General features: G+C 70.1%; 20 protein-coding genes. 10 read left to right on the top strand and 10 right to left on the bottom strand.

The features are described 5' to 3' along the window. Positions 1 to 94: 94 nt before the first annotated feature. The gene (locus K4L06_RS08925; RefSeq protein ID WP_221671059.1) at positions 95 to 3,022 is read right to left on the bottom strand and encodes a TonB-dependent receptor; all 2,928 of its coding nucleotides are present in this window, start codon (positions 3,020 to 3,022) and stop codon (positions 95 to 97) included. A 291-nt stretch (positions 3,023 to 3,313) separates the two neighbouring features. Beyond that, complete coding sequence (locus K4L06_RS08920; RefSeq protein WP_255595028.1) at positions 3,314 to 4,111, bottom strand: sulfite exporter TauE/SafE family protein; 798 nt, start codon at positions 4,109 to 4,111, stop codon at positions 3,314 to 3,316. A 326-nt stretch (positions 4,112 to 4,437) separates the two neighbouring features. On the opposite strand from K4L06_RS08920, the gene K4L06_RS08915 reads away from it, so the two are divergent. The 4 genes from K4L06_RS08915 to K4L06_RS08900 all read left to right on the top strand — a co-directional run bounded on the left by K4L06_RS08915 (position 4,438) and on the right by K4L06_RS08900 (position 9,386). Continuing rightward, entirely contained in the window at positions 4,438 to 6,534 is a 2,097-nt protein-coding gene (locus tag K4L06_RS08915) for a lytic transglycosylase domain-containing protein (RefSeq protein WP_221671058.1), read from the top strand. 7 nt (positions 6,535 to 6,541) lie between these two features. After that, positions 6,542 to 7,456 carry a complex I NDUFA9 subunit family protein gene (locus K4L06_RS08910; RefSeq protein WP_221671057.1) on the top strand — a complete coding sequence of 305 codons (915 nt, stop codon included), beginning with the start codon at positions 6,542 to 6,544 and terminating at the stop codon, positions 7,454 to 7,456. A 200-nt stretch (positions 7,457 to 7,656) separates the two neighbouring features. Then, positions 7,657 to 8,034: a PH domain-containing protein gene (locus tag K4L06_RS08905; RefSeq protein ID WP_221671056.1), complete on the top strand. Its 378-nt coding sequence runs from the start codon at positions 7,657 to 7,659 to the stop codon at positions 8,032 to 8,034. A 119-nt stretch (positions 8,035 to 8,153) separates the two neighbouring features. Next, on the top strand, positions 8,154 to 9,386 hold the full coding sequence (locus tag K4L06_RS08900) for a multifunctional CCA addition/repair protein (protein ID WP_221671055.1): 1,233 nt from the start codon (positions 8,154 to 8,156) through the stop codon (positions 9,384 to 9,386). Positions 9,387 to 9,636: 250 nt separating this feature from the next. Here K4L06_RS08900 and K4L06_RS08895 read toward each other — a convergent pair whose 3' ends face one another. From K4L06_RS08895 to tsaD, 6 genes are all read right to left on the bottom strand, one after another. After that, the gene (locus K4L06_RS08895) at positions 9,637 to 12,132 is read right to left on the bottom strand and encodes a TonB-dependent receptor (protein ID WP_221671054.1); all 2,496 of its coding nucleotides are present in this window, start codon (positions 12,130 to 12,132) and stop codon (positions 9,637 to 9,639) included. 213 nt (positions 12,133 to 12,345) lie between these two features. Then, on the bottom strand, positions 12,346 to 12,753 hold the full coding sequence (locus tag K4L06_RS08890; protein ID WP_221671053.1) for a VanZ family protein: 408 nt from the start codon (positions 12,751 to 12,753) through the stop codon (positions 12,346 to 12,348). Beyond that, on the bottom strand, positions 12,750 to 13,934 hold the full coding sequence (locus K4L06_RS08885) for an SAM-dependent methyltransferase (RefSeq protein WP_343225744.1): 1,185 nt from the start codon (positions 13,932 to 13,934) through the stop codon (positions 12,750 to 12,752). Before K4L06_RS08885 ends, K4L06_RS08890 begins: the two co-directional genes overlap by 4 nt. A gap of 291 nt (positions 13,935 to 14,225) precedes the next feature. Next, entirely contained in the window at positions 14,226 to 15,056 is an 831-nt protein-coding gene (locus K4L06_RS08880) for a DUF6159 family protein (RefSeq protein ID WP_221671051.1), read from the bottom strand. Positions 15,057 to 15,172: 116 nt separating this feature from the next. After that, on the bottom strand, positions 15,173 to 15,529 hold the full coding sequence (gene folB, locus K4L06_RS08875; protein WP_221671050.1) for a dihydroneopterin aldolase: 357 nt from the start codon (positions 15,527 to 15,529) through the stop codon (positions 15,173 to 15,175). 108 nt (positions 15,530 to 15,637) lie between these two features. Continuing rightward, positions 15,638 to 16,660 (bottom strand): tRNA (adenosine(37)-N6)-threonylcarbamoyltransferase complex transferase subunit TsaD, encoded by a 1,023-nt coding sequence (tsaD, locus tag K4L06_RS08870; protein WP_221671049.1) that lies wholly within the window; start codon positions 16,658 to 16,660, stop codon positions 15,638 to 15,640. Between the two features lie 136 nt (positions 16,661 to 16,796). Here tsaD and rpsU point away from each other — a divergent pair, with 136 nt between their 5' ends. Beyond that, entirely contained in the window at positions 16,797 to 17,012 is a 216-nt protein-coding gene (rpsU, locus tag K4L06_RS08865; RefSeq protein ID WP_031371286.1) for a 30S ribosomal protein S21, read from the top strand. A gap of 247 nt (positions 17,013 to 17,259) precedes the next feature. After that, on the top strand, positions 17,260 to 17,706 hold the full coding sequence (locus K4L06_RS08860; RefSeq protein ID WP_221671048.1) for a GatB/YqeY domain-containing protein: 447 nt from the start codon (positions 17,260 to 17,262) through the stop codon (positions 17,704 to 17,706). Positions 17,707 to 18,633: 927 nt separating this feature from the next. Here the strand turns inward: K4L06_RS08860 and K4L06_RS08845 are convergent. Further along, complete coding sequence (locus K4L06_RS08845) at positions 18,634 to 19,275, bottom strand: YihY/virulence factor BrkB family protein (protein ID WP_221671047.1); 642 nt, start codon at positions 19,273 to 19,275, stop codon at positions 18,634 to 18,636. Positions 19,276 to 19,342: 67 nt separating this feature from the next. Between K4L06_RS08845 and K4L06_RS08840 the strand changes: the two genes are divergently transcribed. Together K4L06_RS08840 and dnaG are read left to right on the top strand one after the other, a co-directional pair. Beyond that, on the top strand, positions 19,343 to 20,164 hold the full coding sequence (locus tag K4L06_RS08840) for a YihY/virulence factor BrkB family protein (protein ID WP_255595027.1): 822 nt from the start codon (positions 19,343 to 19,345) through the stop codon (positions 20,162 to 20,164). Between the two features lie 101 nt (positions 20,165 to 20,265). Further along, positions 20,266 to 22,005 carry a DNA primase gene (dnaG, locus tag K4L06_RS08835; protein ID WP_221671046.1) on the top strand — a complete coding sequence of 580 codons (1,740 nt, stop codon included), beginning with the start codon at positions 20,266 to 20,268 and terminating at the stop codon, positions 22,003 to 22,005. Between the two features lie 258 nt (positions 22,006 to 22,263). Here dnaG and K4L06_RS08830 read toward each other — a convergent pair whose 3' ends face one another. Further along, entirely contained in the window at positions 22,264 to 23,406 is a 1,143-nt protein-coding gene (locus tag K4L06_RS08830; RefSeq protein WP_221671045.1) for a membrane dipeptidase, read from the bottom strand. Positions 23,407 to 23,672: 266 nt separating this feature from the next. On the opposite strand from K4L06_RS08830, the gene K4L06_RS08825 reads away from it, so the two are divergent. After that, on the top strand, positions 23,673 to 25,655 hold the full coding sequence (locus K4L06_RS08825) for an alpha/beta fold hydrolase (protein ID WP_221671044.1): 1,983 nt from the start codon (positions 23,673 to 23,675) through the stop codon (positions 25,653 to 25,655). A gap of 155 nt (positions 25,656 to 25,810) precedes the next feature. Continuing rightward, positions 25,811 to 26,626 (top strand): DNA/RNA non-specific endonuclease, encoded by an 816-nt coding sequence (locus tag K4L06_RS08820; protein WP_221671043.1) that lies wholly within the window; start codon positions 25,811 to 25,813, stop codon positions 26,624 to 26,626. Positions 26,627 to 26,642 lie beyond the last annotated feature (16 nt).

Genomic DNA, 26,642 nt, shown 5'->3' with positions numbered 1-26,642 from the left:
GGCGCGCAAACGAAACGGCCGGTGGTCGCCCACCGGCCGTTCGCGTTGCTGCGGGTAGCGAACTACGCCGCGATCGGATCGAACTACGCCGCGATCAGAAGCGCAGGTCCGCGCGCAGGTAGAAGAAGCGGCCGCCCGGGATGTCGTAGGTGGACGCGTCGTAGCCGTTGAGCGAGCACGACAGGCACACCGGCGGATCCTTGTCGAACAGGTTGTTGACGCCGCCGGTGATCTGCAGCCCCTTCAGCCAGTCGATGTGGTAGCCCAGCTGCAGGTCGTGGTAGGTGATCGCGTCGAGCTTGTTCTCGCCGGTCACCGAGTTGTCGCAGTACGGCGACTCCAGCGCCGAGGCCTGGCAGATTTCGTCCAGCTCGGAGATGTGGCGGACGGTCCACGACGCGTTCCAGGCGTTGCGCTTCCACGACAGGGTGGCGTTGGAGGTCCACTCCGGGATCGCGCTGTCGTTGACTTCCACGCCCGGCTTGCGCGGCTGCACCTGGCCGGCGGCGCCGACCGCGTCGTACTGGGTCACCCAGGTGTTCTGCCAGCTGAACTTGAACTGGCCCCACGAGGTTTCCGGCAGGGTCCAGAAGAAGTCCATGTCCCAGCCGGAGGTCTTGATCGAACCCAGGTTGGTCAGCTTGTTCTCGAACGAGTTGATGCCGCCGACGCTGGAACGGGTGATGCCGTTGCAGTAGGTCGGGTCGAGGGTCTGCACGCACAGGTTGAGCTGGGTCTGGGCGTCGATCGCCTGCACCGCGCCTTCCAGCGAATGGCGGTAGTAGGTGACCTCGAAGTCGAACTTGTCCGACCACGGCACGCCCGCGGCCCAGGCCGGGCTGTAGACGAAGCCGGCGGTGAAGCTGCGCGCGGTTTCCGGCTCCAGGTCCGGGTTGCCGCCGGTCTGCACCGAGATCTGGCTGTTGGCCTGGGTCGCGCCGGCCGGCACGCCGAGCGCGGCGCAGTTGGCGCGGTTGCCGGTCGGCGGGGCGCCGGTGATCGAGATCAGGCAGGGATCGCTGAGCTGCAGGTCGGCGCGGCTGGCCGAGCCGAACAACTCGCCGATCGACGGCGCGCGGAAGCCTTCGGCGTAGGTGGTGCGCAGCAGGAACTCATCGGCGACTTGCCAGCGCAGGCCGTACTTCGGGGTGAACTGGCCGCCGAAGGTCGAGTAGTCCGAATAGCGGCCGGCCAGGCTCAGGTCCAGGCTCTTGCCGAACGAACCTTCCTTGATCAGCGGCAGATTCAGCTCGACATAGGCTTCGTTGACGTCGTACTCGCCCTTGGTCGGCAGCGACTGGGTGCCATTGTAGAAGCCGGCGACGGTGATCGGATCCGGGCGATAGAAGCCTTCGTACTTGCGGTACTCGTAACCGGCCGCGAACGACAGCGGGCCGGCCCACAGGTCGAACAGGTCGCCGGACAGGTTGGCGGTGAAGGTCTGCAGCTTCTGCTCGCTGCGGTCGCGCACGATCGGGCTGATCCAGTTGAGCATCGCCGGGGTGATCGTGCCCGGGCCGCCGAACAGGTTCAGCGGCACGCAGCCCGGGGTCGCGGCGCACACCGCCGGATCGCCGACGGCGATGTTGACGTTGCGGATGTTGTAGCTGCCGCGGTTGGTCTGTTCGGCTTCGTTCTTGTTGCTGGCGAAGTTGACGTCCCAGAAGTAGGTGCGGTCGCCGGCGTCGAAGCTGCCTTCCACGCCCGCGGCGATGTACTGGGTGTCGACCTGCTGTTCGAAGATGCGCGGGCCGCCCTCGACCGGACGGCGGCCGAGCAGGACCAGGTTCGGATTGGCGCCCTCGGTGGTCAGGTCGAAGCCGAACGGGTTGAACGGATTCAGGCGCGAGATGGTGATGTGCTCGGACCAGATGTTGCCGGTGCCGGCGTCGAGGCCGAGGAACAGCGGTTCCGGCGCGGCCTGGTTGACCGATTCGCGGCGGTTGTACAGCGCCTTGACGTAGGCCTGGACGTTGTCGTTGAAGTGGTAGCGGAACTGGGCGAAGGCGCCGGTGCGCTTGGACGGCGTCAGCAGCATGTTCTCGCGGGCGAAGTTGTAGCGGTTCGCGCCGGTGAACGGAATGAAGTCCTGCGGATAGCGCACGCCGTTGGGGAAGCTGCTGCCGTTGGGCGTGGTGATGTTGCAGAACGGGATCGGCGGGGTGCTCGGATCGTCGTCGGTGTCGGTCAGCGGGCAGGCGGTGCTGGCGGTCGGCGGGGTGATGATGAAGCGGCCGTTCGGGGTCGCCGAGCTGCCGGTCTCCACGCCCAGGCCCGGCACCGGCACGCGCGACAGCGCGCGGTCGCGCGAGAACACCGGATCCTGGTCGACGTAGCTCAGGCCGAGGAACAGGTTGGCCTTGTCGGTGTTGAAGCCGTAGGCCAGGTCGACGCCCTGCAGCTCGCCGTCGCCCTTGCCGTACTGGCCGTAGTTCAGGGTGACCTGGCCGCCGTCGAAGTTGCGCCGGGTGATGATGTTGACCACGCCGGCGATGGCGTCGGAGCCGTACAGCGAGGACGCGCCGTCCTCGAGCACTTCGATGCGCTCGACGATGGCCAGCGGAATGGTGTTGAGGTCGGTCGCCGCGCCCACGCCGGAGGCGGAGGACTCGTTGACCCAGCGCATGCCGTCGACCAGGACCAGCACGCGCTTGGGGCCGAGGTGGCGCAGGTCGACCTGGGCCGAGCCGGCGCCGATGCCGTCGCCGTTCGGCGAGAAGCCGAAGTTGCCCGAGGAGTTGAACTTGGTGTTGAGCGCCGAGCCGGCGCCGGTGAGTTCCTGCACGACGTCGCCGATCGAGGTCAGGCCGGTGCGTTCGATGTCGTCGCGGGTCAGGGTCTGGACCGGGACCTGGCTTTCGATCTCGGCCTTCTTGATGCGGGTGCCGGTCACCTGGACCGTGTCGAGCGTGGTGGCGTCCTTCGCCGGAGCGGCGTCCTGGGCTGCGGCGAACCCGGGCAGTGCGATCAGCAGGGACAACTGGATGGCTTTCGCCAGGGCATGGCGACGCGACACTTTCATCGACTCTCTCTCCCTCAAGTTATGTGACTTAGCTCTGCTGGCTATTGGCACGCCGTCCGACCGGTCGGAAGGCATCGAGAGGTTGTAAACAATCCGTGAATCCGCCACAAGGCGCAAACAGGAGGGTCTTGCCAAACCGGTTCCAGTTTCGGATCGCTTTCGTCGGCGCCGGCGGACGCACGGTCGATACGGCGTCGTGCGGTGGCCCGTTCAGCCAGGTCTGCGGACAGCCGCCGCCCGTCCGGCCGCGCGCGGCTGGAGCTAGGCCGGGGCGAAGCCGTGCGGGCGGGCTCAGCCGCCGAGCAGCAGGCTGACCGCGACCAGGATCAGGAAGCCGGCGAACACCCGCTTGAGGGTGTCGCCGTGCAGGCGATGGGCGAGCCGGGTGCCGTAGGGCGCGGCCAGTACCGAGGCCACCGCGACGCCGATCGCCGCAGGCAGGTAGACGTAGCCGATCGCGTGTTCGGGCAGGGCGCCGGGCGGCGCGTTGAGCGCGTAGCCGACCGCGCTGGCCAGGCCGATCGCCACGCCGCAGGCCGAGGAAGTGCCGACCGCGCGCACCGGCGCCACCCCGCGCCAGACCAGCAGGGGCACGGTCATGCTGCCGCCGCCGATGCCGACCACCGCCGACACCGCGCCGATGCCGACCCCGGCCGCCGACAGAGGCAGCCCCTGCGGCGGCGGCGCGCCGTCGGCCAGCGGCGCGCGGTTCTTGCCGAACAACAGTTGCGCCGCGGCGATCAGGCAGTAGCCGGCGACGATCAGGCGCAGCCAGTCGCCGTCGATGCGCACCGCGACGAAACTGCCGAGCCAGCCGCCGAGCAACAGCCCCGGCACCATCCAGCGCACGGTCCGCCACAGCACGCTGCCGCGCTTGGCGTGGGCGCGCGCCGAAGCGGTCGCGGTCAGCACGATGCTGGCCAGCGAACTGGCCAGCGCGGTGTGCATGGCCGCCTCTTGCGGGATGCCCATCCACGGCGCGATCCAGGCCAGGGCCGCGACCAGCACCAGGCCGCCGCCGATGCCGAGCAGGCCGGCGAGCACGCCGGCGACCGCGCCGAGCGCGAGGAACACCAACCACACCGTCATGCCTGCGCTCCGGTCGTAACCGACGCGCCGCAGGCGGCGGAATTCGAAACTCGATTCATCGCAGCGGGCCTGGTCCAACGATATGCGATCGTCCAGAGCGATCTCGGGGGCGACGCCAGCGGCGCGGGACCGAAGTCCGCTCTGGATGGCGGCGCACGGCGCGGCGAACGAAGGCCGCATTCTGCGCCCCGTTGCGCGCGCTGGCGACCGCGCGTCTTGCGCGAGCGCGCAAGGCGACGGCGTCGATCGCGACGGCGATAGCAATCCGCTCGCAACGCGGGCTTGTTCATATAAGGCATTCATCCGCTCTGGGCTATAGTCCGGCGATGCTCCCGCGCCCTCTCCGCCTCGCCGTCGCCGCCTTCGTCGCGGCCCTCGCCACCACCGCCTGCGCCCAGACCACGGCGTCGGCGCCGAGCCCTGCCGGCACCGCGGTCAAGCCGCGCGCGATCGCCCATCCGCTGCCCGCGCCGGCGGCCGATCCGCAGTTGCCGCGCGTGCGCGCCGCCCTGGAAGCGGCCGAGCGCCCCGGCTTCGATGCCGGCCAGTACGCCGACCTCGGCCGGCATCCGCTGTACGGCTGGATCGAGTACGCGAACCTGCGCCGCAACATCGACGCGGTCAACAACGGCCAGGCCGCCGACTTCCTCGCCCGTCGCGGCAAGGAAGCCTCCGGCGACGCGTTCCGCGAAATCTGGCTGGCCGCGACCGCGCGCCGCGAGGACTGGCCGAGCTTCCTCGCCGCCTGGACCCCGCGCAGCGTCGCCGGCAAGGAACGCAGCGTGGCCCTGCGCTGCGCCGAATTGAACGCGCGCCAGGCGCTGGGCCGCCTGGACGAGGCCTGGAACCGCGACGCCCAGGCGATCTGGCGCAGCGGCGGCAAGTCGCTGCCCGACGGCTGCGACGCGCCGTTCGCGTTGCTCGCCGCGCGCGGCGGGCTGAGCCCGGAACTGCGCTGGGAACGCATCGAAGCCGCGGCCGCGGAATGGCAGCCGGCGGTGATGCGCGCCGCGGCGCGCGGACTGCCGGCGGATCAACTCGCACTAGCGAACGACTACGCGGCGTTCCTGGACAACGTGAGTGAACGCGGGCTCGGTTGGCCCAAGACCGAGCGCAGCCGCAAGATCGCCTCCTACGGCCTGGCCAAGCTGGCCAAGGCGCAGCCGGCCAGCGCCGAGGCGCAACTGCCCAAGTACGCCGCGGCGCTGGGCTTCAGCGACGCCGACCGCGGCCGGGTGCTGTACCAGACCGCGCTGTGGACGGTGGCCTCCTACGAGGCCGACTCGGCGCGCCGGCTCAATGCCGTGCCCGAGGTCGCCTACGACGAACGCCTGCACGAGTGGCGCGCGCGCGAAGCGATGTCGCGCTCGGACTGGACCGGCGCGCTGGCGGCGATCCGCAAGATGGGCGCCAAGCAGCGCGGCGAATCGCGCTGGCAGTTCTTCGAGGCGCGGCTCAGCGAACGCGCCGGCGACAAGGCCAGCGCGGCGCGGCTGTACCGCGAGGCCGCGCGCAAGACCGACTTCCACGGCTTCCTGTCCGCCGACCGGCTCGGCGCGCCGTACGCGCTGTGCCCGGTGCAGCCGCAGGACAGCCTCGCCGCCAAGAGCGCGATCGCGCGCGATCCGGCGCTGCTGCGGGCGATGGGCCTGTACCAGATCGACCGCAGCGGCTGGGCGGTGCGCGAATGGGACGAGGCGCTGAGCCGCTTCGACGATACTCAGCGGCGCCTGGCGATCGAGGTCGCGCAGGGCTACCAGTGGTTCGACCGCGCGGTGTTCTCGCTCAACAAGACCCCGCAGGAACAGCGCCTGTACTACCTGCGCTTCCCGCTGCACCACGGCGACACCATCCGCCGCGAAGCCGCCAGCAACCGCATCGACCCGGCCTGGGTCGCGGCCGAGATCCGCGCCGAGAGCGTGTTCAATCCCAAGGCGCGCTCCGGCGCCAACGCGATGGGCCTGATGCAGGTGCTGCCCGGTACCGGCGCGCAGGTGGCCAAGAGCCTGGGCCTGCCCTGGGGCGGCGCCGCCAGCCTGTACGACTCCGACACCAACATCGTGCTCGGCACCGCCTACCTGCGCCAGTTGCTCGACAAGTATGGCGGCCAGCCCTACTTCGCCATGGCCGGCTACAACGCCGGCCCGGCGCCGCTGGCGCGCTGGCAATCGCAGCGCCCGGGCATGGAGCCGGAGTTCTGGATCGAGACCATCAGCTACAAGGAGACCCGCGAGTACGTCGCCCGCGTGCTCGCCTTCAGCGTGATCTACGACTGGCAACTCAACGGCGATGCGATGAACGTCAGCGACCGCCTGCGCGGAGTGGTCGACGGCAAGCGCAAGGCCTTCGTCTGCCCGCCCGAGCCCGCCGCCCAGCCCGCCGCCGCGCCGGCGGCCGCGGCCGAAAGCGCCGAAGGCGAGTGAGGCCGCGATGGCGCGCCGTCATGTCCTGGTTCTCGGCGGTACCGGCTTCGTCGGCCGGCATCTGGTCGACCATCTGCTGCGCGAGCGCTGCCGCGTCACCGTGCTCAGCCGCGGCGTCGAGCCGGCCAAGAAGCGCCGGCTCTCGCGCGACGCCAGCCTGATCGAGGGCGACGTCGGCAATCCGGACTTCCTGCGCGCCGTGCTCGACGACGTCGATGCGGTGGTCAACCTGGTCGGCATCCTCAACGAGCGCGGCGACAGCGGCGCCGGCTTCGAGCACGTGTTCGTCGAACTGCTCGACGCCCTGCTCGAAGCGATGCGCGACATGGGGGTGAAGCGCCTGCTGCAGATGAGCGCGCTCAACGCCGGCACCGGCCAGAGCCATTACCTGGAATCGCGCGGCCGCGCCGAACAGCGGGTGCGCGCGAGCAAGCTCGACTGGACCTTGTTCCGGCCGTCGGTCATCGCCGGCCCCGGCGACGGCCTGTTCTGCCGTTTCGACCAGTTGCTGCGCTACGCGCCGGCGCTGCCGATCGGCCGCAGCGGCGCGCGCTTCCAGCCGGTGTGGATCGGCGACGTCACCCAGGCCTTCGTCAACGCGTTGAACGACGGCCAGCACATCGGCCGCAGCTACAACCTGGTCGGCCCGGACGTGCTGAGCCTGGGCGAGATCGTGCGCGCCGCCGCCCGCGCGCGCGGCCGCCTGCGCCTGGTGCTGCCGCTGCCGGATGCGCTGGGCAAGTTGCAGGCCGAGGTCGGCGAACACCTGCCCGGCAAGCCGATCAGCCGCGACAACTGGCGCTCGCTGCAGACCGATTCGACCAGCGTCGAGAACGGCCTGCTCAAGCTCGGCGTCGAACCGACCCCGGTACTGCCGAAGCTCCCCGAAATTCTCGGCCTGCCCCCTGTAGGAGCGGCGTGAGCCGCGACAACCGCAGCGGTTTTCGACAGCGCTGTCGCCGAAGCCCGGACGTTCGGACAGTACCCGCTCCAAGCGCTGCGCCCCAGGTCTTCGGGCGCTACGCTCGCGTACACCGCTGCGGTGGTCGCGGCTCACGCCGCTCCTACAAGCCCCGCAGCGCTGCGCTAGGATGGCCCCACCTCACGCGAAAGGAACCCGCCATGGGCCTGCTCGACACTCTGCTCGGCCACGCCGGCGCCAAATCCGCCGACAAGGTCAACGACGACTTCGCTCCGCTGCTGGCGCCGGGCGAAACCGTGCAGCGCGCGTTCGGCGAGATCCGCGACCTGATCGTGTTCACCGACCGGCGCCTGATCCTGGTCGACAAGCAGGGCGTGACCGGACGCAAGACCGAATTCCTCAGCCTGCCCTACCGCAGCATCGTCATGTTCTCGCTGGAAACCGCCGGCCACTTCGACCTGGAAGCCGAACTGCGGCTGTGGGTCTCCGGCCAGCCGAACCCGATCGTGCGCCACCTCGGCCGCAGCGCCGGCGCCGAGGACATCATCGCCTTGCTGGCGCAAAACTCGCCGCGCTGAGCGGCTGGGAATCGGGAATCGGAAATCGGGAGTCGGGAAAGCAACGTCCTGCTCGCAGCGACGAATCCGCTTTGACGATTCCCCATTCCCTATTCCCGATTCCCGCGAGAGAAACGACCATGAAAACCTATCTCGTCGGCGGCGCGGTCCGCGATGCCTTGCTCGGCCTGCCGGCCGGGGACCGCGATTACGTGGTGGTCGGCGAAACGCCGGAGGCGATGCTGGCCGCGGGTTTCAAGGCGGTGGGCAAGGATTTCCCGGTGTTCCTGCATCCGGACAGCGGCGAGGAGTACGCGCTGGCGCGGACTGAGCGCAAGTCCGGCCGCGGCTACCGCGGTTTCGTCGTCGATGCCGATCCCGCGGTGAGCCTGGAAGAGGACCTGGGCCGGCGCGACTTCACCATCAACGCCATCGCCCGCGCCGCGGACGGCAGCCTGGTCGATCCCTACGGCGGCGCGCGCGACATCGAACAGCGCGTGCTGCGCCACGTCGGCCCGGCCTTCGTCGAGGACCCGCTGCGGGTGCTGCGCGCGGCGCGCTTCATGGCCCGCTTCGCCGCGCACGGCTTCCAGGTCGCGCCGGAAACCATCGCGCTGATGCGGCGCATGGCCGAATCGGGCGAGCTGGCCGAACTGGTCGCCGAACGGGTCTGGCAGGAACTGCGCCGCGCCCTGACTTGCGCGCAACCGTCGGCGTTCGTGCGCACCCTGCACCAGGCCGGCGCGCTGGCCGCGGTGCTGCCCGAAGTCGAAGCGCTGTACGGCGTGCCGCAGCGGCCGGAGTACCACCCCGAGGTCGACACCGGCGTGCATACCGAGATGGTCATGGACATGGCCGCGCGGCTGGCGCCCGGCGACGACGTGATCGGCTTCGCCGCGCTGACCCACGACCTGGGCAAGGCGTTGACCCCGGCCGAGCTGTTGCCGCGCCACCACAACCACGAGCACGCCGGGCTGGAACCGCTGGCGCAGCTATGCGCGCGGCTCAAGATACCGACCGAACACCGCCTGCTGGCCGAGGCGGTCTGCCGCGAGCACCTCAACGTGCACCGCCTGGCCGAGATGCGGCCGCGCAGCGTGTACGAGCTGATCGCGCGCTGCGACGGCTTCCGCAACCCGCAGCGGATCGAGCAGATGAGCCTGGTCTGCGAGGCCGACAAGCGCGGCCGCCTGGGCCTGGAGGAGCAGCCCTATCCGTCGGGCCCGGCCCTGGTCGCGGCCTTGCGCGCCGCGCTGGCGGTGCGCGCCGGCGACCTCGCGCCCGGCCTCAGCGGCCCGGCGGTCGGCGAAGCCATGCGCCGCGCCCGCATCGAAGCCATCGCCGCCCAGCGCAAGACCGATCAGCCCTTGTAGGAGCGGCGTGAGCCGCGACCACCGCAGCGACGTTCGAAAGCGCGGCCTCCGAAGCCCGGAGCGTTACGTCGCTGCCGCGATCGTCGTTGTCGTGGATCGGGGCTGCGGACGAGACGCTCGCGAACACCGCTGCGGTGGTCGCGGCTCATGACCGGAGGAAATCCCTGTGGGACGCCGCTCCTACAGGGGCCGATCAAAGAAAAGCCGCCGCGGGTGAGCGCGGCGGCTTTTCGGCTGCGTTACAGCGCGATCAGAAGCGGTAATCGATCCGCGCGTAGTAGCTGCCGCCGTTCATGCCGAACGGCAGGGTTTCCCAGCCGTACTTGAAGCCCAACTGCGGGAACGGCGCGCCGTCGACCTTGTCCCACTTGTCGGGATAGGTGTCGAAGATGTTGTTGCCGCCGACGCTGACGCTGAGCTGGTCGCTGAACTTGTAGCGCACCGCCAGGTCGCCCAGCCACTTGCCGCCCCAACGCTGCTTGACCCCCGGGGTGAAGCCTTCGCCGGCGACCGAGCCGTAGTAGTTGGCGCGCGCGGTCCATTCCCAGGCGCCGACTTCGTACACGCCCTGCAGCACGTGGTGCGAGCGCGGCTGGCCTTCTTCGATCAGGGTCACCTGGGTGTCGTCGAACAGCACGTTCGGCGGCAGGATCGTCGACTGCGAGCGGCGCGACTTGACCTCGGTCTTGTTGAAGTGGACCAGCGCGGTCAGGTTGAGCTTGGAACCGCCGGCGAACTCGGTGTTGTGGTTGGCGACCAGGTCGACGCCGGTGGTGCGGGTGTCGATGGCGTTGGTGAAGAACAGCACCTGGCCGACGCCGATCGGGTCGAGGATGGCGCGGATCGGGCAGTTGGCGTTGTTGGCCGCGCACGGCAGGCCGTTGCTGCCGACCGCTTCGGGCTGGATGTTGCTGGAGAAGATGATCCGGTCATCGATGTCGATCCGGAACACGTCCAGGGTCAGCGAGAAGCGGTCGTTGGGCTTGAGCACGAAGCCGACCGAGGCGCTCTTGGAGGTTTCTTCCTTCAGCGGCTCGATGCCGAAGGCGCGGGTCACCGCGCTGTCCTGGCGCGCGGTCAGGGTGTCGGTCAGCTCGCCGGCGGCGTTGAGGTTGGTCGAACGCTGGCTGTAGAACAGCTGCTGCACGCCCGGCGCGCGGAAGCCGGTCGAGACCGTGCCGCGCACGGCGAAGGCGTCGCTGGCGTCGAAGCGCGCCGACAGCTTGCCGGTGGTGGTGTTGCCGAAGTCGGAGTAGTCCTCGTAGCGGACCGCGCCGCCGAGCAGGAAGCGCTCGGTCAGGTTGGTTTCCAGGTCGAGGTAGACGGCGTAGTTGTGGCGGCCGTCGTCGACCGCTTCGTTCGGCGAGAAGCCGGGGAAGCCCTGCATGCCGGGCTGGGCGGTGTCGCCGGTCTGGCCGACGATCGCGATCGAACGATCGTTGTTGCGGCCGTAGGTGTAGGTCACCGGCGCGCCGGGGCGGATCTGGTAGTCGTCCTTGCGGTACTCCAGGCCGGTACCCAGGTACAGCGGGTTGTCGTTGAAGCCCTTGAGCGTGCCGCGGAAGTCCAGGTTGAAGGTGGTCTGGTCGGCCTGCAGGGTGCCGGTGTCGGCCTTGGTCGGCGACGCGGCGTAGATGCCGCCGCCCGGCTTGGGCTCGTACCACCAGCTGACGTTGACCGAGTTGCTCTCTTCGAAGCCGAACTTGCTGCGGCCGCGGTTGATCGAGATGTCCCAGTCCCAGTTGTCGTTGATCGGCGCCTTGTAGCCGACCGCCAGCGAGTGGTCGTCGACCGTGGTCAGGATGTTGGGCAGGAAGCCGTTCGGGTACAGCGCCGGCACCGTGCGGTTGTCGCCGGCGCTGCGGAAGAAGCCGGAGGAGTCGCCTTCGCGCCGCGACAGGCCGCCGAACCAGTACAGCTCGCCGGTGCCGACCGGCAGGCCGCCGTTGAACCAGAAATAGGCGTCGGTGGCGTCGGCGTCGCCCAGGCGCTGGGTCACCCGCGGCGGATTCACCCGCAGGCTATCCGGACCGGCGCGATTGGTCTCGGCGCGGTCGCGGTATTCCAGCGACAGGTTCAGATAGCCGTCGCCGCCGAGCTTGAAGCCGTGATTGACCGAGGCGGAGTAGTTCTCGCCGTCGCCGGCGTAGTACTGGCCGGCCTGGAACGAGAGCTGGGTCTCCTCGGTCTGCTTCTTGAGGATGATGTTGATCACGCCGGAGATCGCGTCGGAGCCGTACTGCGCGGCGGCGCCGTCGCGCAGCACTTCGATGCGTTCGATCGCCGACAGCGGGATCGCGTTGATGTCGGTACCGGCCGAACCGCGGCCGATGGTCTGCTGCACGTTGACCAGCGCCTGCTGGTGGCGGCGCTTGCCGTTGACCAATACCAGCACCTGGTCCGGGCCCAGCGAGCGCAGGGTCGCCGGGCGCAGGATGTCGGTGCCGTCGCTGACGAAGGTGCGGGAGAAGTTGAACGAGGGCTCCAGCATCTGCAGGATCTGGCCGATCTCGGTCGCGCCGGTCGCGTTCAGTTCTTCCTTGCCGATCACGTCCACCGGCGCCGCGGTGTCTTCGGCGGCGCGGCCGCGCACGCGCGAACCGGTGACCTGGACCGCATCGAGGGTCGTCGCTTCGCGGCTGGGCGCGGGGGCGGGCTCCTGGGCGAAGGCGGTGGGGGCCACGAGGGTGGCGGCCATGGCGGCGGCCACGGCTAAGGCCAGACGGTTGCGATGCGCTACGGACATGGAAGGGGTTCCTTGCGAGGGACGGGCAGGCCGGATCAGCCCGCGGTGGAGCCTCACAAGTTTTTAACCTTTGCGCAAGTTGCCATGTGATCTTGCCGACTCTGGCAATGTGACAAGCCTCGCCTTACTGACGCGAGGCTCACCCGGGGTTCAGTTGCTACGGCACCCGAAGCACACTGAACAGGGGCATTTGCGCAAAAACACGCCGCGCGTTCAGCCGGCGCGCGGCGCCAGCCAGCGGTCCAGGCGCTGCAGCCAGCCGGCCACCGGGGTCGCCGCCAGCAACAGGCCGAGCAAGGCGCCGAGGCTGTTGGCCAGGGCGTCGACGACGTCGCCGCTGCGCGACTGGGTCAGGTTGGCCTGGGCGAATTCCAGCGCCACACCGAGCGCGATCAACGCCGCGGCGGCGATCGCCTGGGCGCGGCGGCGCGCGAACAGCATCCCGGCATAGGCCGACATCGCCGCGTAGGCGGCGAAGTGTTCGATCTTGTCGAAACCGGAGAACGGCGGCGGCGGCAGCTCGCGCGCCGGCAGCAGGGTCGCGCCGATCACCGCCAGCACCATCGCCGCGCCCAGCGCGCACCATAGCGCCGGGCGATGGAACTCGCGCAACGCGCTCACAGGCGGAAACTCAGGTCGCCGGCCATGAACGCCACCCCGAACTCGACCTCCTTCTCGAAGCCCATCACCTGAAAACGCTCACCCATTTCGCTGGGCAGGGTCAGGCGCTTGACCTCGTTGAGCCGGCGCTGGCGCTCGGCCGGATCGTCGATGCGCTCGATCCGTTCCAGCACTCCGGCCAGGCCGTTGCCGAGCAGGAAGCTGGCCTGGTTGCAGTAGCCGGCCAGGTCGAAGCCGGCGGCCACGCCGGCCTCGACCAGGGCGGTGAAGTCGACCGAGGCGGTGAGGTCCTGCAGCCCCGGCCACAGCAAGGGCTCGTCGTGCATGCGGTGGCGGTAATAGGCGCGCAGGGTGCCGTCGGCGCGTTCGGGCGCGTAGTACTCGCTGCGCGGATAGCCGTAGTCGACGAACAGCATCGCGCCGCGGCGCAGGCCGCCGGACACCGCCTGGATCCAGTACGGCAGCTGCGGCAGCAGTTCCGAGCGATAGCCCTCGGCCAGCGGCCGCTCCATCCGGCGCTCGGCCAGGCGCACCGCATTGGCGAGGAAATCGTCGGCCGGGCGCAGAGTGCGGGCGAAGCCCTCGCCTTCGGCGACCACGTACTCCTCGAACACTTCCTCGTCGCGGATCGCGAAGCGCGGCGTCGGCAGCGCATCGATCACTTCGTTGGCGAACAGCACCCCGTCCCACTCGTCGCCGAACGGGCCGTCGGGCCACTCCAGCAGTTCGAACACCGGCGGCACCAGGCGTTCGCGCAGGCGCTCGCGCTGGCGGTGGCGCAGTTGCGCGCTGGGCTCGAGGATGACGTAGCGGTCGGGCAGCGCATCGAGTTCGAGCAGGCGCTTGAGCGCCACTTCGGCGAACGCGCCGGTGCCGCCGCCGAGTTCGAGGAAACGCGCCTGCGGGCCGATCTGGCGCAGCACCGGCGCCACCGCTTCGGCGACGCAGGCGGCGAACACCGGGCCGAGCTCGGGCGCGGTGACGAAGTCGCCCTCGGCGCCGAACTTGCTCGCGCCGGCGCTGTAGTAGCCCAGGCCGGGCGCGTACAGGGCCAGCTCCATGAAGCGCGAGAACGGGATCGCGCCACCGTGGGCGGCGATCTGTTCGCGGATCAGGGCGGACAGGCGCGCGCTGTGCGCCAGCGCGTCGGCGTCGGGGGGCGGCAGATCGAAAGAATTCACGTGGTTCGGGGCGCGCACGGGCGCACGGCAAGCGGGCCGCCAGGATACGGCCCGAACCCCATCAGCGCGACCGCCGCCGCCCTTGTAGGAGCGGCGTCCCACGGGGATTTCCTCCGGTCATCAGCCGCGACAGCCGCAGCGGTTTACGCCAGCGCGGCGGCCGCGGACCGGGCAAACGGCGCAATCCGCATGATCCGACGGGCCGGACTGCGGCTAGCACGCTTTCGAACGTCGCTTCGGTGGGTCGCGACTTGCGTCGCTCCTGCCCTCGGGCCGCGCCGCGATCCTCGCTCAGCGCCGGACCAGCGCGCTCTCCAGCTGCAGGCCTTCGAAGCCGGCCGGCAGTTCGCCTTCGTTGGCGTAGCGGTACAGCGCGGCCGAGTACACCCCGCCGAGCGCGCTCTGGTACACCGCCAGCGCGAGCAGGGCGAGCACGGTCAGCGCGCCGACCAGCACCGCCAGCGCCGACGACACCAGGCCCAGCAGCCAGGCCAGGCCGAAGCCGGCCAGGCCGGTGCCGATCATCAACAGGGCGAAGGCGAAACCGATGCCGACCATGCCGGCCGCGCTCTCGCCCCAGGTGCGCTTGAACAAGGCCACGCTGCGCTTGACCGCCTCGATCGGGCCGATGTCCTCGGCCACCAGCACCGGCACCACCAGGAAGGTGGCCATGGTCCAGGCCGCGCCGAGCGCGCTGCCGATCAGGCGCACGATGAAGTTGTTGTCGCGGTCCTTGAGCGCCTGCAGGATCATGCCGACGGTCGCGGCGATGGCGGCGTAGCCGGCGATCGCGGCCAACCGCGCGGTCGCGGCGCGGAAGCCGTCGGCCAGGGTCGGGTTGCCGCCCTCCAGGCGGATCATCGCGCCGCTGACCAGGGCGCAGTTGCAGAAGATGATCACGAAGTACTGGCAGAAGTAGAAGGCGAAGCTCAGCATCGCCGCGCCGACGCCGAAGCCGTCGGCGAACGCGTCCATGACCACCACCGGGATCAGGAAGGTGGCCAGCACCACCAACACGCAGATCGCCGAGATCACCGGAAACAGCATCAGCTCCCGGTCCGAACGCAATACCGCGGCGCTGGCCTTGACCAGTTCCCAACTGCGCGAAAGTTTGTCGAACATCGCCGTTCCCTACGAATTCCCCGCCGCATCGTCGAACCTGGCGCGACGATGCGCAAGAGGGGCGGCGCCGGGGCCGGCGGACGATCGCCTCGCCGGTCGCGCTCGGCGCCCGCGGATCACGGCGCGCGCGAGCGCTCGATGCGCACCCCGACCCCGCGCGCGCCGCGGATCGCGCTGGGCTTGGTCAGCTTGAGCCGAACCCGGCTGACGCCGAATTCCTCGATCACGATCGCCGCGACCCGTTCGGCCAGGGTCTCGACCAGGCCGAACTGCGACTGGCCCACATAGTCGGCGATGCGGTCGCTGATCGCCTTGTAGTCCAGGGTGTCGCCGATCGCGTCGCTGGCCGCCGGCACCCGGTTGTCGAAGGCCATTTCCAGGTCGAACACCAGCGGCTGGCGGATCTTGCGCTCCCAGTCGTAGATGCCGATCACGGCCTCGAGTTCGAGGCCTTCGATGAAGACGTGGTCCATGAGTGCCGGGAATGGGGAATGGGGAATGGGGAATCGTAAAGCGCGGCGAATGGTAGGCGGGATCGGAACGCTTTTGCGATTCCCGATTCCCGACTCACCATTCCCGCCTCACACCGCCTGCAACAACGCCATGTCCCAGCGCGGCGTCACCTTGACCGCGGCGTCTTCGTGCTGGCCGGCTTGCAGGCGCAGGGCGCCGGCGTAGGCGATCATCGCGCCGTTGTCGGTGCAGAACGCCGGACGCGGGAAGCAGACCCGGCCGCCGCGTTTTTCCGCCATCGCCGCCAGCTGCGCGCGCAGGCGGCGGTTGGCGCCGACGCCGCCGGCGACCACCAGGGTGTCGCAGCCGGCCGCGTCGAGGGCGCGCTGGCACTTGATCGCCAGGGTGTCGACCACCGCATCCTCGAAGCCGCGGGCGATGTCGGCGCGGGTCTGGTCGCTGCGGTCGCTGTTCTGCCAGGCCAGCAGGACCTGGGTCTTGAGCCCGCTGAAGCTGAAGTCCAGGCCGGGCCGGTCGGTCATCGGCCGGGCGAACTTGAACCGCCCCGGTACGCCGAGTTCGGCCTGCGCCGCCAACTGCGGCCCGCCCGGGTAAGGCAGGCCCATCAGCTTGGCGGTCTTGTCGAAGGCCTCGCCGGCGGCGTCGTCCAGGGTCTCACCGAGCAGGCGGTAGCGGCCGATGGCGTCGACCGCGACCAGTTGGGTGTGGCCGCCGGACACCAGCAGGGCCACGAACGGCGGCTGCGGCCGGCCCAGCGGGTCGTCCTCCATCAGCGGCGCCAGCAGGTGGCCCTCCATGTGGTGGACGGCGACCGCCGGCACCTCCAGCGCCCAGGCCAGGGCGCGGGCGACCCCGGCCCCGACCAGCAGGGCCCCGACCAGGCCCGGGCCGGCGGTGTAGGCCACCCCGTCCAGGTCTTCCGGGCGCAGGTCCGACTCGGCCAGGGTCTGGCGGATCAGCGGCAGCAGCTTGCGCACGTGGTCGCGGCTGGCCAGCTCCGGCACCACCCCGCCGTACTCGGCGTGCAGGGCGATCTGGCTGTAGAGGGCGTGGGCGCGCAGCCCGGCCTGGGTGTCGTAGACGGCGACGCCGGTCTCGTCGCAGCTGGTCTCGATGCCGAGGACCTTCATCGGACCGCCCCACCGGCCACGGTTTTCTGGGAGAATGTCGCGTTCATGGGGGTGTATGTTGCACCTTCCGTCCGAGCATCGCTATAATGCGCGGCTCTCCCGGTCTGCCCGGGCCGGTTCCCTAACGAGATAACGTATGCCCAGCGTCAAAGTCCGCGAAAACGAGCCTTTCGAATTTGCCCTGCGCCGCTTCAAGCGCACCTGCGAGAAGGCCGGCGTCCTGGCCGAGACCCGCAAGCGCGAGTTCTACGAAAAGCCGACGCAGGAACGCAAGCGCAAGGCCGCTGCTGCGGTGAAGCGCCAGGCCCGCCGCGCTTCGCGCGACGTCACCAAGCGTCAGCGCCTGTACTGATCGCCCGTTTCGCGCCGTTCGGCCCCAGGCCGATCCGCGCGCGCAACGAGCAAGAAGCCGGCTGCGCCTCGGGCGCAGCCGGCTTTTTGCGTTTCCGGTGGCCTGATGGCCGGGAATCGGGAATGGGGAATAGGGAATCGGCAAAGCAGACCGCCCCGCTCCTAACCATTCCTGATTCCCGATTCCCGATTCCCGATTCCCCATTCCCCATTCCCCATTCCCCATTCCCCATTCCCGACCCCATCCCATGAGCCTCAAACAACGCCTCACCGAAGACATGAAGGCCGCGATGAAGAGCGGCGACAAGCAGTCCCTGGGCGTGATCCGCCTGATCAACGCCGCGCTCAAGCAGAAGGAAGTCGACGAGCGCATCGAGCTGGACGACACCGCGGTGATCGCGGTGCTCGACAAGATGGTCAAGCAGCGCCGCGACTCGGTCACCCAGTATCAGGCGGCCGCGCGCGAGGACCTGGCCCAGGTCGAGCGCGACGAGATCGTGGTGATCGAGCGCTACCTGCCGGCCAAGCTCGGCGAGGCCGAGATCCTCGCGGTGGTCGAGGCGGTCATCGCCGAAGTCGGTGCGACCGGCCTGGCCGACCTGGGCAAGCTGATGGGCCCGCTCAAGGCCAAGCTGGCCGGCAAGGCCGACATGGGCCAGGTCTCGGCCCTGACCAAGCAGCGCCTGGCCGGCTGAGCGGCCACCGTCGCAGCCACACCCGCCGCGCGCGCATCTCGCGCGGCCGCAGGACCCGGACGCCGCCCACGGCGGCGTCCTTCACCGGCCCCGGCGATCGTCGGAGCCGCACACCAGGAGGTGTTCCATGAAACCACGCCATCGCGCCCGCCCCGACTGCTTTCGAGACCGCGCCCGCGCTTGAGCCCACCCGCAAGCGCCGCCAGGGCTATCCCTCGGAAACCCAGGTCCGCCGCGGCCGTCGCTTCGTCCACGGCGACAAGGAACTGGTCGAGAAACTGGGCCGCAACGATCCCTGCCCCTGCGGTTCGGCCCGGAGGTTCAAGAGAATTGTTGCCTGCACGGCGGCCGCCACGACGGCGCCGGCCGTCACGACTACTTCCGCGATTGAAGCAGCCGTGATTGAAGCAGCCGCGATCGAGGCCGCCGCGACTGAGGCCGCCGCAGCGACCGCGACCGAAGTCCGCCTGGGCCCGCGCCTGAACGCCGCGGCCACGCCCGGCTAACCCCGGCCCGGCATACTGGGGGCGACGCGTGCGGCGTCGCCCCCAGTATGCCGGGCCGGGGTTAGCCGGGCGTGGCCGCGGCGTTCAGGCGCGGGCCCAGGCGGACTTCGGTCGCGGTCGCTGCGGCGGCCTCAGTCGCGGCGGCCTCGATCGCGGCTGCTTCAATCGCGGAAGTAGTCGTGACGGCCGGCGCCGTCGTGGCGGCCGCCGTGCAGGCAACAATTCTCTTGAACCTCCGGGCCGAACCGCAGGGGCAGGGATCGTTGCGGCCCAGTTTCTCGACCAGTTCCTTGTCGCCGTGGACGAAGCGACGGCCGCGGCGGACCTGGGTTTCCGAGGGATAGCCCTGGCGGCGCTTGCGGGTGGGCTCAAGCGCGGGCGCGGTCTCGAAAGCAGTCGGGGCGGGCGCGATGGCGTGGTTTCATGGAACACCTCCTGGTGTGCGGCTCCGACGATCGCCGGGGCCGGTGAAGGACGCCGCCGTGGGCGGCGTCCGGGTCCTGCGGCCGCGCGCGAGGACCTGGCCCAGGTACAGGCCGATCGCGCTGCGGCCGAGCATGAACATCGCCGCGGTCAGCGCGCCGCCGACCAGGGCCCGGCGGCGGCCGACCGGCCGGTCCGGCAGCCAGCGGTACATGGCGGCGAAGACCAGGGCATAGAGCAGGAACGAGACGATGCCGGCGAACAGCGGCAACAGCTCGGGCAGGTAGGCGATCAGCAGCTGCAGCGCCGCCTGCACCGCCATCGACACCACCAGCAGGAAGCCGACGCTGATCGCCATGCCGAACGAGAGCAGGCGCTTGCGCAGCCAGGCCAGCGCCCCGCCCAGGCGCTGGGCGTCGCTGCGGAACACCCGGTTCAAGGCGGTCTGCAGCTGGCCGAACACCGCCGAGGCGCCGACCAGCAGGCCGATCTGGCGGAAGAATTCCTCCTGCGCCGACGGGTACAGCGCGGTGGTCAGCCACAGCAGCAACAGCACCAGCGGCGCCAGCGAGAGCAGGGTGTAGAACGACAGCGCCGCGGCCAGGGCCAGCAGGTCGTACTCGAAGAAGCGTTCCAGCAACTGCCCCGGCGCGCTGCGCTCCAGCCGCGCCCTGCAGGCGCGGCTGGAGCGCAGCGCGCCGGGGCAGTTGCTGGAACGCTTCTTCGAGTACGACCTGCTGGCCCTGGCCGCGGCGCTGTCGTTCTACACCCTGCTCTCGCTGGCGCCGCTGGTGCTGTTGCTGCTGTGGCTGACCACCGCGCTGTACCCGTCGGCGCAGGAGGAATTCTTCCGCCAGATCGGCCTGCTGGTCGGCAGCGAGGTCGAGGGTACCGCGCGGCTGATCGTCGCCAACGCCGAGCATCGGCCCGACACCGGCTCGATGGCGGCCGGATTCGGGCTGCTGGCCCTGCTGGTCGGCGCCTCGGCGGTGTTCGGCCAGCTGCAGACCGCCTTGAACCGGGTGTTCCGCAGCGACGCCCAGCGCCTGGGCGGGGCGCTGGCCTGGCTGCGCAAGCGCCTGCTCTCGTTCGGCATGGCGATCAGCGTCGGCTTCCTGCTGGTGGTGTCGATGGCGGTGCAGGCGGCGCTGCAGCTGCTGATCGCCTACCTGCCCGAGCTGTTGCCGCTGTTCGCCGGCATCGTCTCGTTCCTGCTCTATGCCCTGGTCTTCGCCGCCATGTACCGCTGGCTGCCGGACCGGCCGGTCGGCCGCCGCCGGGCCCTGGTCGGCGGCGCGCTGACCGCGGCGATGTTCATGCTCGGCCGCAGCGCGATCGGCCTGTACCTGGGCCAGGCCAGCCTCGGCAGCGCCTACGGCCCGGCCGGCGGCCTGGTGGTGATGCTGGTGTGGATGTACTACTGCGCGGTGGTGTTCCTGCTCGGCGCGCTGATCACCGCGACGCTGGAGGAACGCGCGCGGCTGCGCCGGCGCCTGAGCGAAGCGCGCACCGCGGCGGCGCCGGCCTGAGCCAGCGGCCGCACCCGACCACGCCCCGCCGACGCCGCGCATGGCATCCTAGGCGCCGATCCATCAAGCAGCGATCGCGCCCGAGGCCCGGGCGCCCCGGCATGGCGCGCATTCCCGACGGCTTCATCGACGACCTCCTCGCCCGCACCGACATCGTCGAGGTGGTCGGCTCGCGCGTGCCGCTGAAACGGCAGGGCAAGGAGTACTCGGCGCGCTGTCCGTTCCACGACGAGCGCTCGCCCTCGTTCTGGGTCTCGCCGACCAAGCAGTTCTACCACTGCTTCGGCTGCGGCGCGCACGGCACCGCGATCAGCTTCCTGATGAACTACGACCGGCTCGAGTTCCTCGACGCGGTCGACGAACTGGCCAAGCGGATCGGCGTGGAAGTGCCGCGCGATACCCGCTCGCGCAACCAGGATTCCGATACCCAGGACCTGTACACCGCGGTCGAGGCGGCGCAGCGCTTCTTCCTGCGCCAGTACGCGGGCAGCGGCAAGGCCCAGGGCTATCTCGACGCGCGCGGGGTCAGCATCGACATCCGCGAACGCTTCGGCATCGGCTATGCGCCGGACGGCTTCAACGGCCTGCGCGACGCGCTCGGCACCGACGAGCGGCGTATGAAGCTGCTCGAACGCGCCGGCCTGTTCTCCAAGAACGAAAGCGGCCGGGTCTACGACAAGTTCCGCGACCGGGTCATGTTCCCGATCCACGACCGCCGCGGCCGGGTGATCGCGTTCGGCGGCCGCGTGCTGGACAAGGAGGACGGGCCCAAGTACCTCAACTCGCCGGAAACCCCGCTGTTCCACAAGGGCCGCGAGTTGTACGGGCTGTGGCAGGTGCGCCAGGCGCACAACAAGATCCCGCGCCTGATCGTGGTCGAAGGCTATATGGACGTGATCGCGCTGTTCCAGCACGGCGTCGACACCGCGGTGGCGACGCTGGGCACCGCGACCACGCCCGACCACGCCGAACTGCTGTTCCGCAACGCCGCCGACGTGTACTTCTGCTTCGACGGCGACCGCGCCGGGCGCGGCGCGGCGTGGAAGGCGGTGGAGTCGGTATTGCCGCGGATGAAGGACGGCCGCCAGGCCTTCTTCCTGTTCCTGCCCGACGGCGAGGACCCGGACAGCCTGGTGCGCCAGGAGGGCGCCGACGGTTTCGACCATCGCCTGCGCGAGGCGATGCCGCTGTCGCAGTTCCTGTTCGACAGCCTCGCCGCCGACGTCAATCTCAACACCCTGGAAGGCAAGGGCCGCCTCGCCGAGCGCGCCAAGCCCTTGCTAGCGCAGATTCCCGACGGCGCCTTCGGCGACCTGATGAAGCAGCGCCTGACCGAGCTGACCGGGGTCGGCGCGCGCGCCGCCGCACCGGAGCCGGCGCAGCGCGCGCACGGCGGCGGCCGCGCCGCGCCGACGCCGAAGCGCTCGCTGGTGCGCAGCGCGATCGCGATCGTGCTGCAGAAGCCCTCGCTGGCCGCGGCGCTGGCGCCGCCGTACCGCTTCGCCCAGTTGCGTCAGCCGGGGATCGAACTGCTGACCGCGATCGTCGACCTGGTCCAGCAGCGGCCGGAGATCAGCACCGGCGCCCTGCTCGAGCATTTCGCCGAGCACGAGCAGGCTGCGGCGCTGCAGAAACTGGCCAGCCAGACCCTGCCCGGCAGCGACGACACCCTGCAGCGCGAATTCCTGGACGCGATCGGCCAGCTCGACAAGCAGACCGTCGAGCAGCGCCTGGCCGAGCTGCAGACCCAGCAGCGCGAGTCCGGCCTCAACGAAGACGAGAAGCGCGAACTGCTGTCGCTGCTGCAGGCCCGCCTGGCCCGGCCCACGGCCAAGGCCTGAGCCACGCCGCTTCCTGTAGGAGCGGCGTAAGCCGCGACCACCGCAGCGATGATCGAAAGCGTCCGCGCCGAAGCCCGGGCATTCGGATCGCCCTTACCGCTTATACCGGCTATCCGGGCTTCGGCGCGGACGCTTGCGTACACCGCTTCGGTTGGTCGCGACTTGCGTCGCTCCTACCCCTGCGATACGCGGGTTTTGGCAAGGACGCTTGCGTTCACCGCTTCGGTTGTCGCGGCTTACGCCGCTCCTACAGGAGCATTAGCCCCACACCTCGCTCATCACCCGGGCGAAATTGCCGCCCAGCAGCTTGCCGATGCGCGCGTCGGAATGGCCCCGCTGCGCCAGCATCGCGGCGATGCGCTCGAAGCGGCGGGCGTGGTTGAGCTCGGGCACGAACAGGTACACGTCCTCGTGCTCGCCCGGCGCCGATACGCCCAGCCGCTGGCGCTCGCGCACCGTGTCGCGGTGCATGCGCTTGTAGGCCTCGGTCAAGCGCACCGGCGACAGCGCATTGTCGGTGCCGATGCCGACGTGGTCCTCGCCGCAGACGCGCAAGGCGTGCTCCAGGTGCGCGATCACGTCGGCCGCGGTCGCCTGCCCGCTCTCGCGCAGGAACGGCATCAGGTAGATCCCGACCACGCCGCCGCCTTCGGCCACCGCACGCAGCTCGGCGTCGGTCTTGTTGCGCGGCCGGTCGACCAGGGCGGCGCAGCCGGTGTGGCTGATCAGCACCGGCGCCTTCGAAGCGGCGATCGCCTCCAGCGCGGTGCGGCGCCCGCTGTGGGCCAGGTCCAGCAGCAGGCGGCGCTCGTTGAGGCGCTCGATCAGGCGCTGGCCGAACCGGCTCAGCCCGGCGTCGCCGGGCTCCATGCAGCCGTCGCCGGCGAGATTGCGCAGGTTGTAGGTCAGCTGCACCGTGCGCACGCCCAGGCGCTGGAAGTCGTCGACCCGTTCCAGCTTTTCGCCGATCGGCGCGCTGTCCTGGAAATGGAACACGATGCCGAGCTTGCGCTCGCGGTGCGCGCGTTCCAGGTCGGCGGCGCCGCGTACCGGCAGGAACAGGTCGGGGTGGCGAACGAACTCGCGCTCCCAGTAGGCCAGGTCGCGCACCGTCGACTCGTAGGCGTTCTCGTAGCGCGCCACCGGCCCGACCGTGACCTGCAGCGCGCGCAAGCCGCTGGCGCGCGCATCGGCGATCGCCGCCGGCGCCAGCGGCGCGTCGGCTTCGCCGTCCTCGTTGCCGAGGAAGCAGCAGCCGTCGATCGCCATCGCCTGCGGGTAGGGCGCCCACGACGGCGGCGCCCAAGCCGGCAGTGCGCCGGCATCGGCGCGGGCGCGGCCTGCGCAGGCCGCGGCCAGCCAGCCCGCGGCGGCGAGCAGGAATCCTCTGCGGTCGATCATGTTTCCTCCCTGAAATACGGCCGGCGGCCGCGCGACGCGTTCGTCCCTGGATGGCGCGTTCCTGCGAACGCTGCCGCCCTCTTCCTGCAAACGGACCCGGGCGGCGATCGCGGCACTCTAAGCCAAACGGCGCGCCGCGCCTGCCGTGACTTTCGGGAGGGCGCGCGGTTCGCGGCGACCGGCTAAGCTCGGCTGTCCGCCGGCCGCGCCGCGGCCGGCGCCCGTTTCGATCCGATTCGATCCGATTCGACCAGGGGGAACCGCCGATGTCGCTGCGCCACGTTCTGTCCGTCGCCGCGCTGGCCCTGGCCTGCGCCGGCGTCCACGCCCAACCCTCGTCCGCGATCAAACGCGAACAGCACGGCAATCGGGTCAGCGAGAACCTGCCGGAGATTCCCGCCGAACTGCTGGAGCGCCTCAACCGCTACCAGAACACCCGCGGCGCCGGGCTCGGCGGCTGGACCGGCGACGGCTGCCTGCTGATCGGCACCCGCTTCGCCGAGACCACCCAGGCGCACCGGGTCTGCCAGCCGCTGGGCATGCGCGAGCAGCTGACCTTCTACCGCGAACCGGTCGGCAGCCTCACCGCCGCGCCGGCCGGCCACGAGGGCTTCGTGTTCGCCAAGGACGTCGGCGGCAACGAGTTCTGGCAGCTGCACTGGTTCGACCTGGCCAGCCGCGAAACCACCCTGCTGACCGACGGCAAGTCGCGCAACGAGAGCCCGCTGTTCTCCCACGACGGCAAGCAGCTGGCCTACAGCAGCACCCTGCGCAACGGCACCGACACCGACGTGTGGGTGATGGACCTGGCCACGCGCAAGCCGCGCGCGGTGGTCACCGCAGGCGGCAACTGGAGCGCCTCGGACTTCTCGCCGGACGGCAAGCAATTGCTGGTGATCAAGTACGTCTCGGCCGCCGAGTCCTACCCGGGCCTGGTCGACCTGCAGACCGGCAAGCTGCAGTTGTTCCCGGTCGACGGCGGCAAGGCCTCGATCAGCCATTTCCGCTTCTCCCACGACGGCCGCGCGGTGTACTACGTCTCCGACGAGCCGCTCGACGGCAAGCCGCAGGAGTTCGCCACCCTGCGCCGGCACGAACCGGCCAGCGGCAAGTTCGAGCTGCTCAGCGCCGGCATCCCCTGGGACGTGGACAACCTCGCGCTCGCCGCCGACGGCCGCCACCTGGCCCTGGTCAGCAACGAGGACGGGATCGGCAAGCTGCGCGTGCTGGCGCTGCCGGGGCATCGCGAAGTGACCCTGCCGGAGCTGCCGGTCGGGGTGATCGGCGGGGTCGAGTTCTCGCCCGACGGCCGCCGCATCGCCCTGTCGATCAACACCGCGACCTCGCCCAGCGACGTTTACGTGATCGACCTGGCGCCGGCCCAGCTGACCCGCTGGACCCGCAGCGAAGTCGGCGGCCTGGACGCGTCGAAATTCGTCGCTCCCAGCCTGGTGCGCTACCCGACCTTCGACCAGGTCGACGGCCGGCCGCGCACGATTCCGGCCTTCTACTACAAGCCGGCGCAGGTGCCGGCCGGCAAGAAGCTGCCGGTGGTGGTGCAGATCCACGGCGGCCCGGAAGCGCAGTCGCTGCCCAGCTTCAGCGCCACCGCCCAGTTCCTGGCCAACGAACTCGGCGCGGCGGTGCTGGTGCCGAACGTGCGCGGCTCCGCCGGCTACGGCCGCACCTATCTCGGCCTGGACAATGCCGAAAAGCGCGAGGACTCGGTCAAGGACATCGGCGCCCTGCTCGACTGGATCGCCCGACAGCCCGAACTCGACCCGCAACGGGTCGGCGTCTACGGCGGCAGCTACGGCGGCTACATGGTGCTGTCCTCGCTGATGCACTACAGCGACCGGATCCGCGCCGGGGTCGACGTGGTCGGCATCTCCGACTTCGGCACCTTCCTCACCAATACCGAGTCCTACCGCCGCGACCTGCGCCGCGCCGAATACGGCGACGAGCGCCTCCCGCAGATGAAGGCGGTGTTCGATCGCATCTCGCCGCTGAAGAACGCCGGCAAGATCCGCTCGCCGCTGTTCGTCGCCCAGGGCAAGAACGACCCGCGCGTGCCCTACACCGAAGCCGAGCAGATCGTGAAAGCGGTGCGCGGCAACGGCCAGCCGGTGTGGTTCCTGATGTTCGACGACGAAGGCCACGGCTTCCAGAAGAAAGCCAACAGCGATTTCTTCGGCGCGGCGGTGATGCGGTTCTGGCAGGAGCATCTGATCGGCGAAAGCGAGAAGTGAGTTTGGAGAAGTGAGGCGTAAGTAAAGCGGGCCGTCGCTCGCTACTCGCTACTCTGCGCTCACTCCTCACTCCTCGCTCCTGGGGTTTTCCCTAACTGGGCCCGCAGCGCTCGCCTCGCTAAGGTCGGCGGCGTCCTGCGCTGCCGGCCCTGGCGATGACCGACCCGCTGAACTTCCGTTCCGTCGATTCCCTGCTTCCGTCGGCCGGCGCGCCGCTCGACGGCGACGACGCGACGGCGGCCGCCGTCGGGCTCTCGCCGGCGACGCTGAACGCGCTGCCGCTGGCCGAGCGCGAGATCCTCGCCAACGGCCTGGCCGAGCGGCTGGACGCGAGCCAGTTGCATGCGCTGCGCGGTGCGTTCGGCGAGAGCCTGGACCGCGCCGTGAACGAACGCAGCGGCCCGGCGGTGCGCGAGGACTATGCCGGGCGCGTCGCCGCCGGCACCGAGCAGATCGAAGCGCGGGTGGTCAACCCCGACGGCGGCGAGGTCAACGACGCGCGCTGGACCGTCGACGAGCAAGGCCGTCCGGTGCATGCCGAAGCCACCCTGCGCACCGTGTTCAGCGACCTCGACCGCAGCGATGCCGAAACCCAGGCGCAACGCGACGCCGCCGACCGCGGCATCGACGGCGACCAGGGCGGGCACGTGTTCGGTCACCGTTTCGTCACCGACCAGGGCCTGAAGAACCTGTTCCCGCAGAACGGCAACTTCAACATGGGCACCTACAAGACCCTGGAGAACGAATGGGCGGCCTGGATCGACCAGGGCATGGACGTGCGCATCGCCATCGATCTGAGCCCGCGCGGCGCCGATCGACCGGACCGGGTTCGCATTTCCTATGAGGTGATCGACCCGGCCGACGGCGGCAGGGTTTACGATCAGCGCGTGAGCTTCGACAACCGGGCCGGACAGCGGTACGACCGGGTCGACAGCGAGCAGATGGACGAGCTGATCGCAGCCCGCGCCTAACCCGAACGCCCAAGGT

It is taken from the genome of Lysobacter sp. BMK333-48F3, assembly GCF_019733395.1.
Taxonomy (GTDB): domain Bacteria; phylum Pseudomonadota; class Gammaproteobacteria; order Xanthomonadales; family Xanthomonadaceae; genus Lysobacter.
The sequence above is the reverse complement of the archived record's forward strand: the minus strand, read 5'-3'. Positions and strand labels throughout refer to the sequence as shown.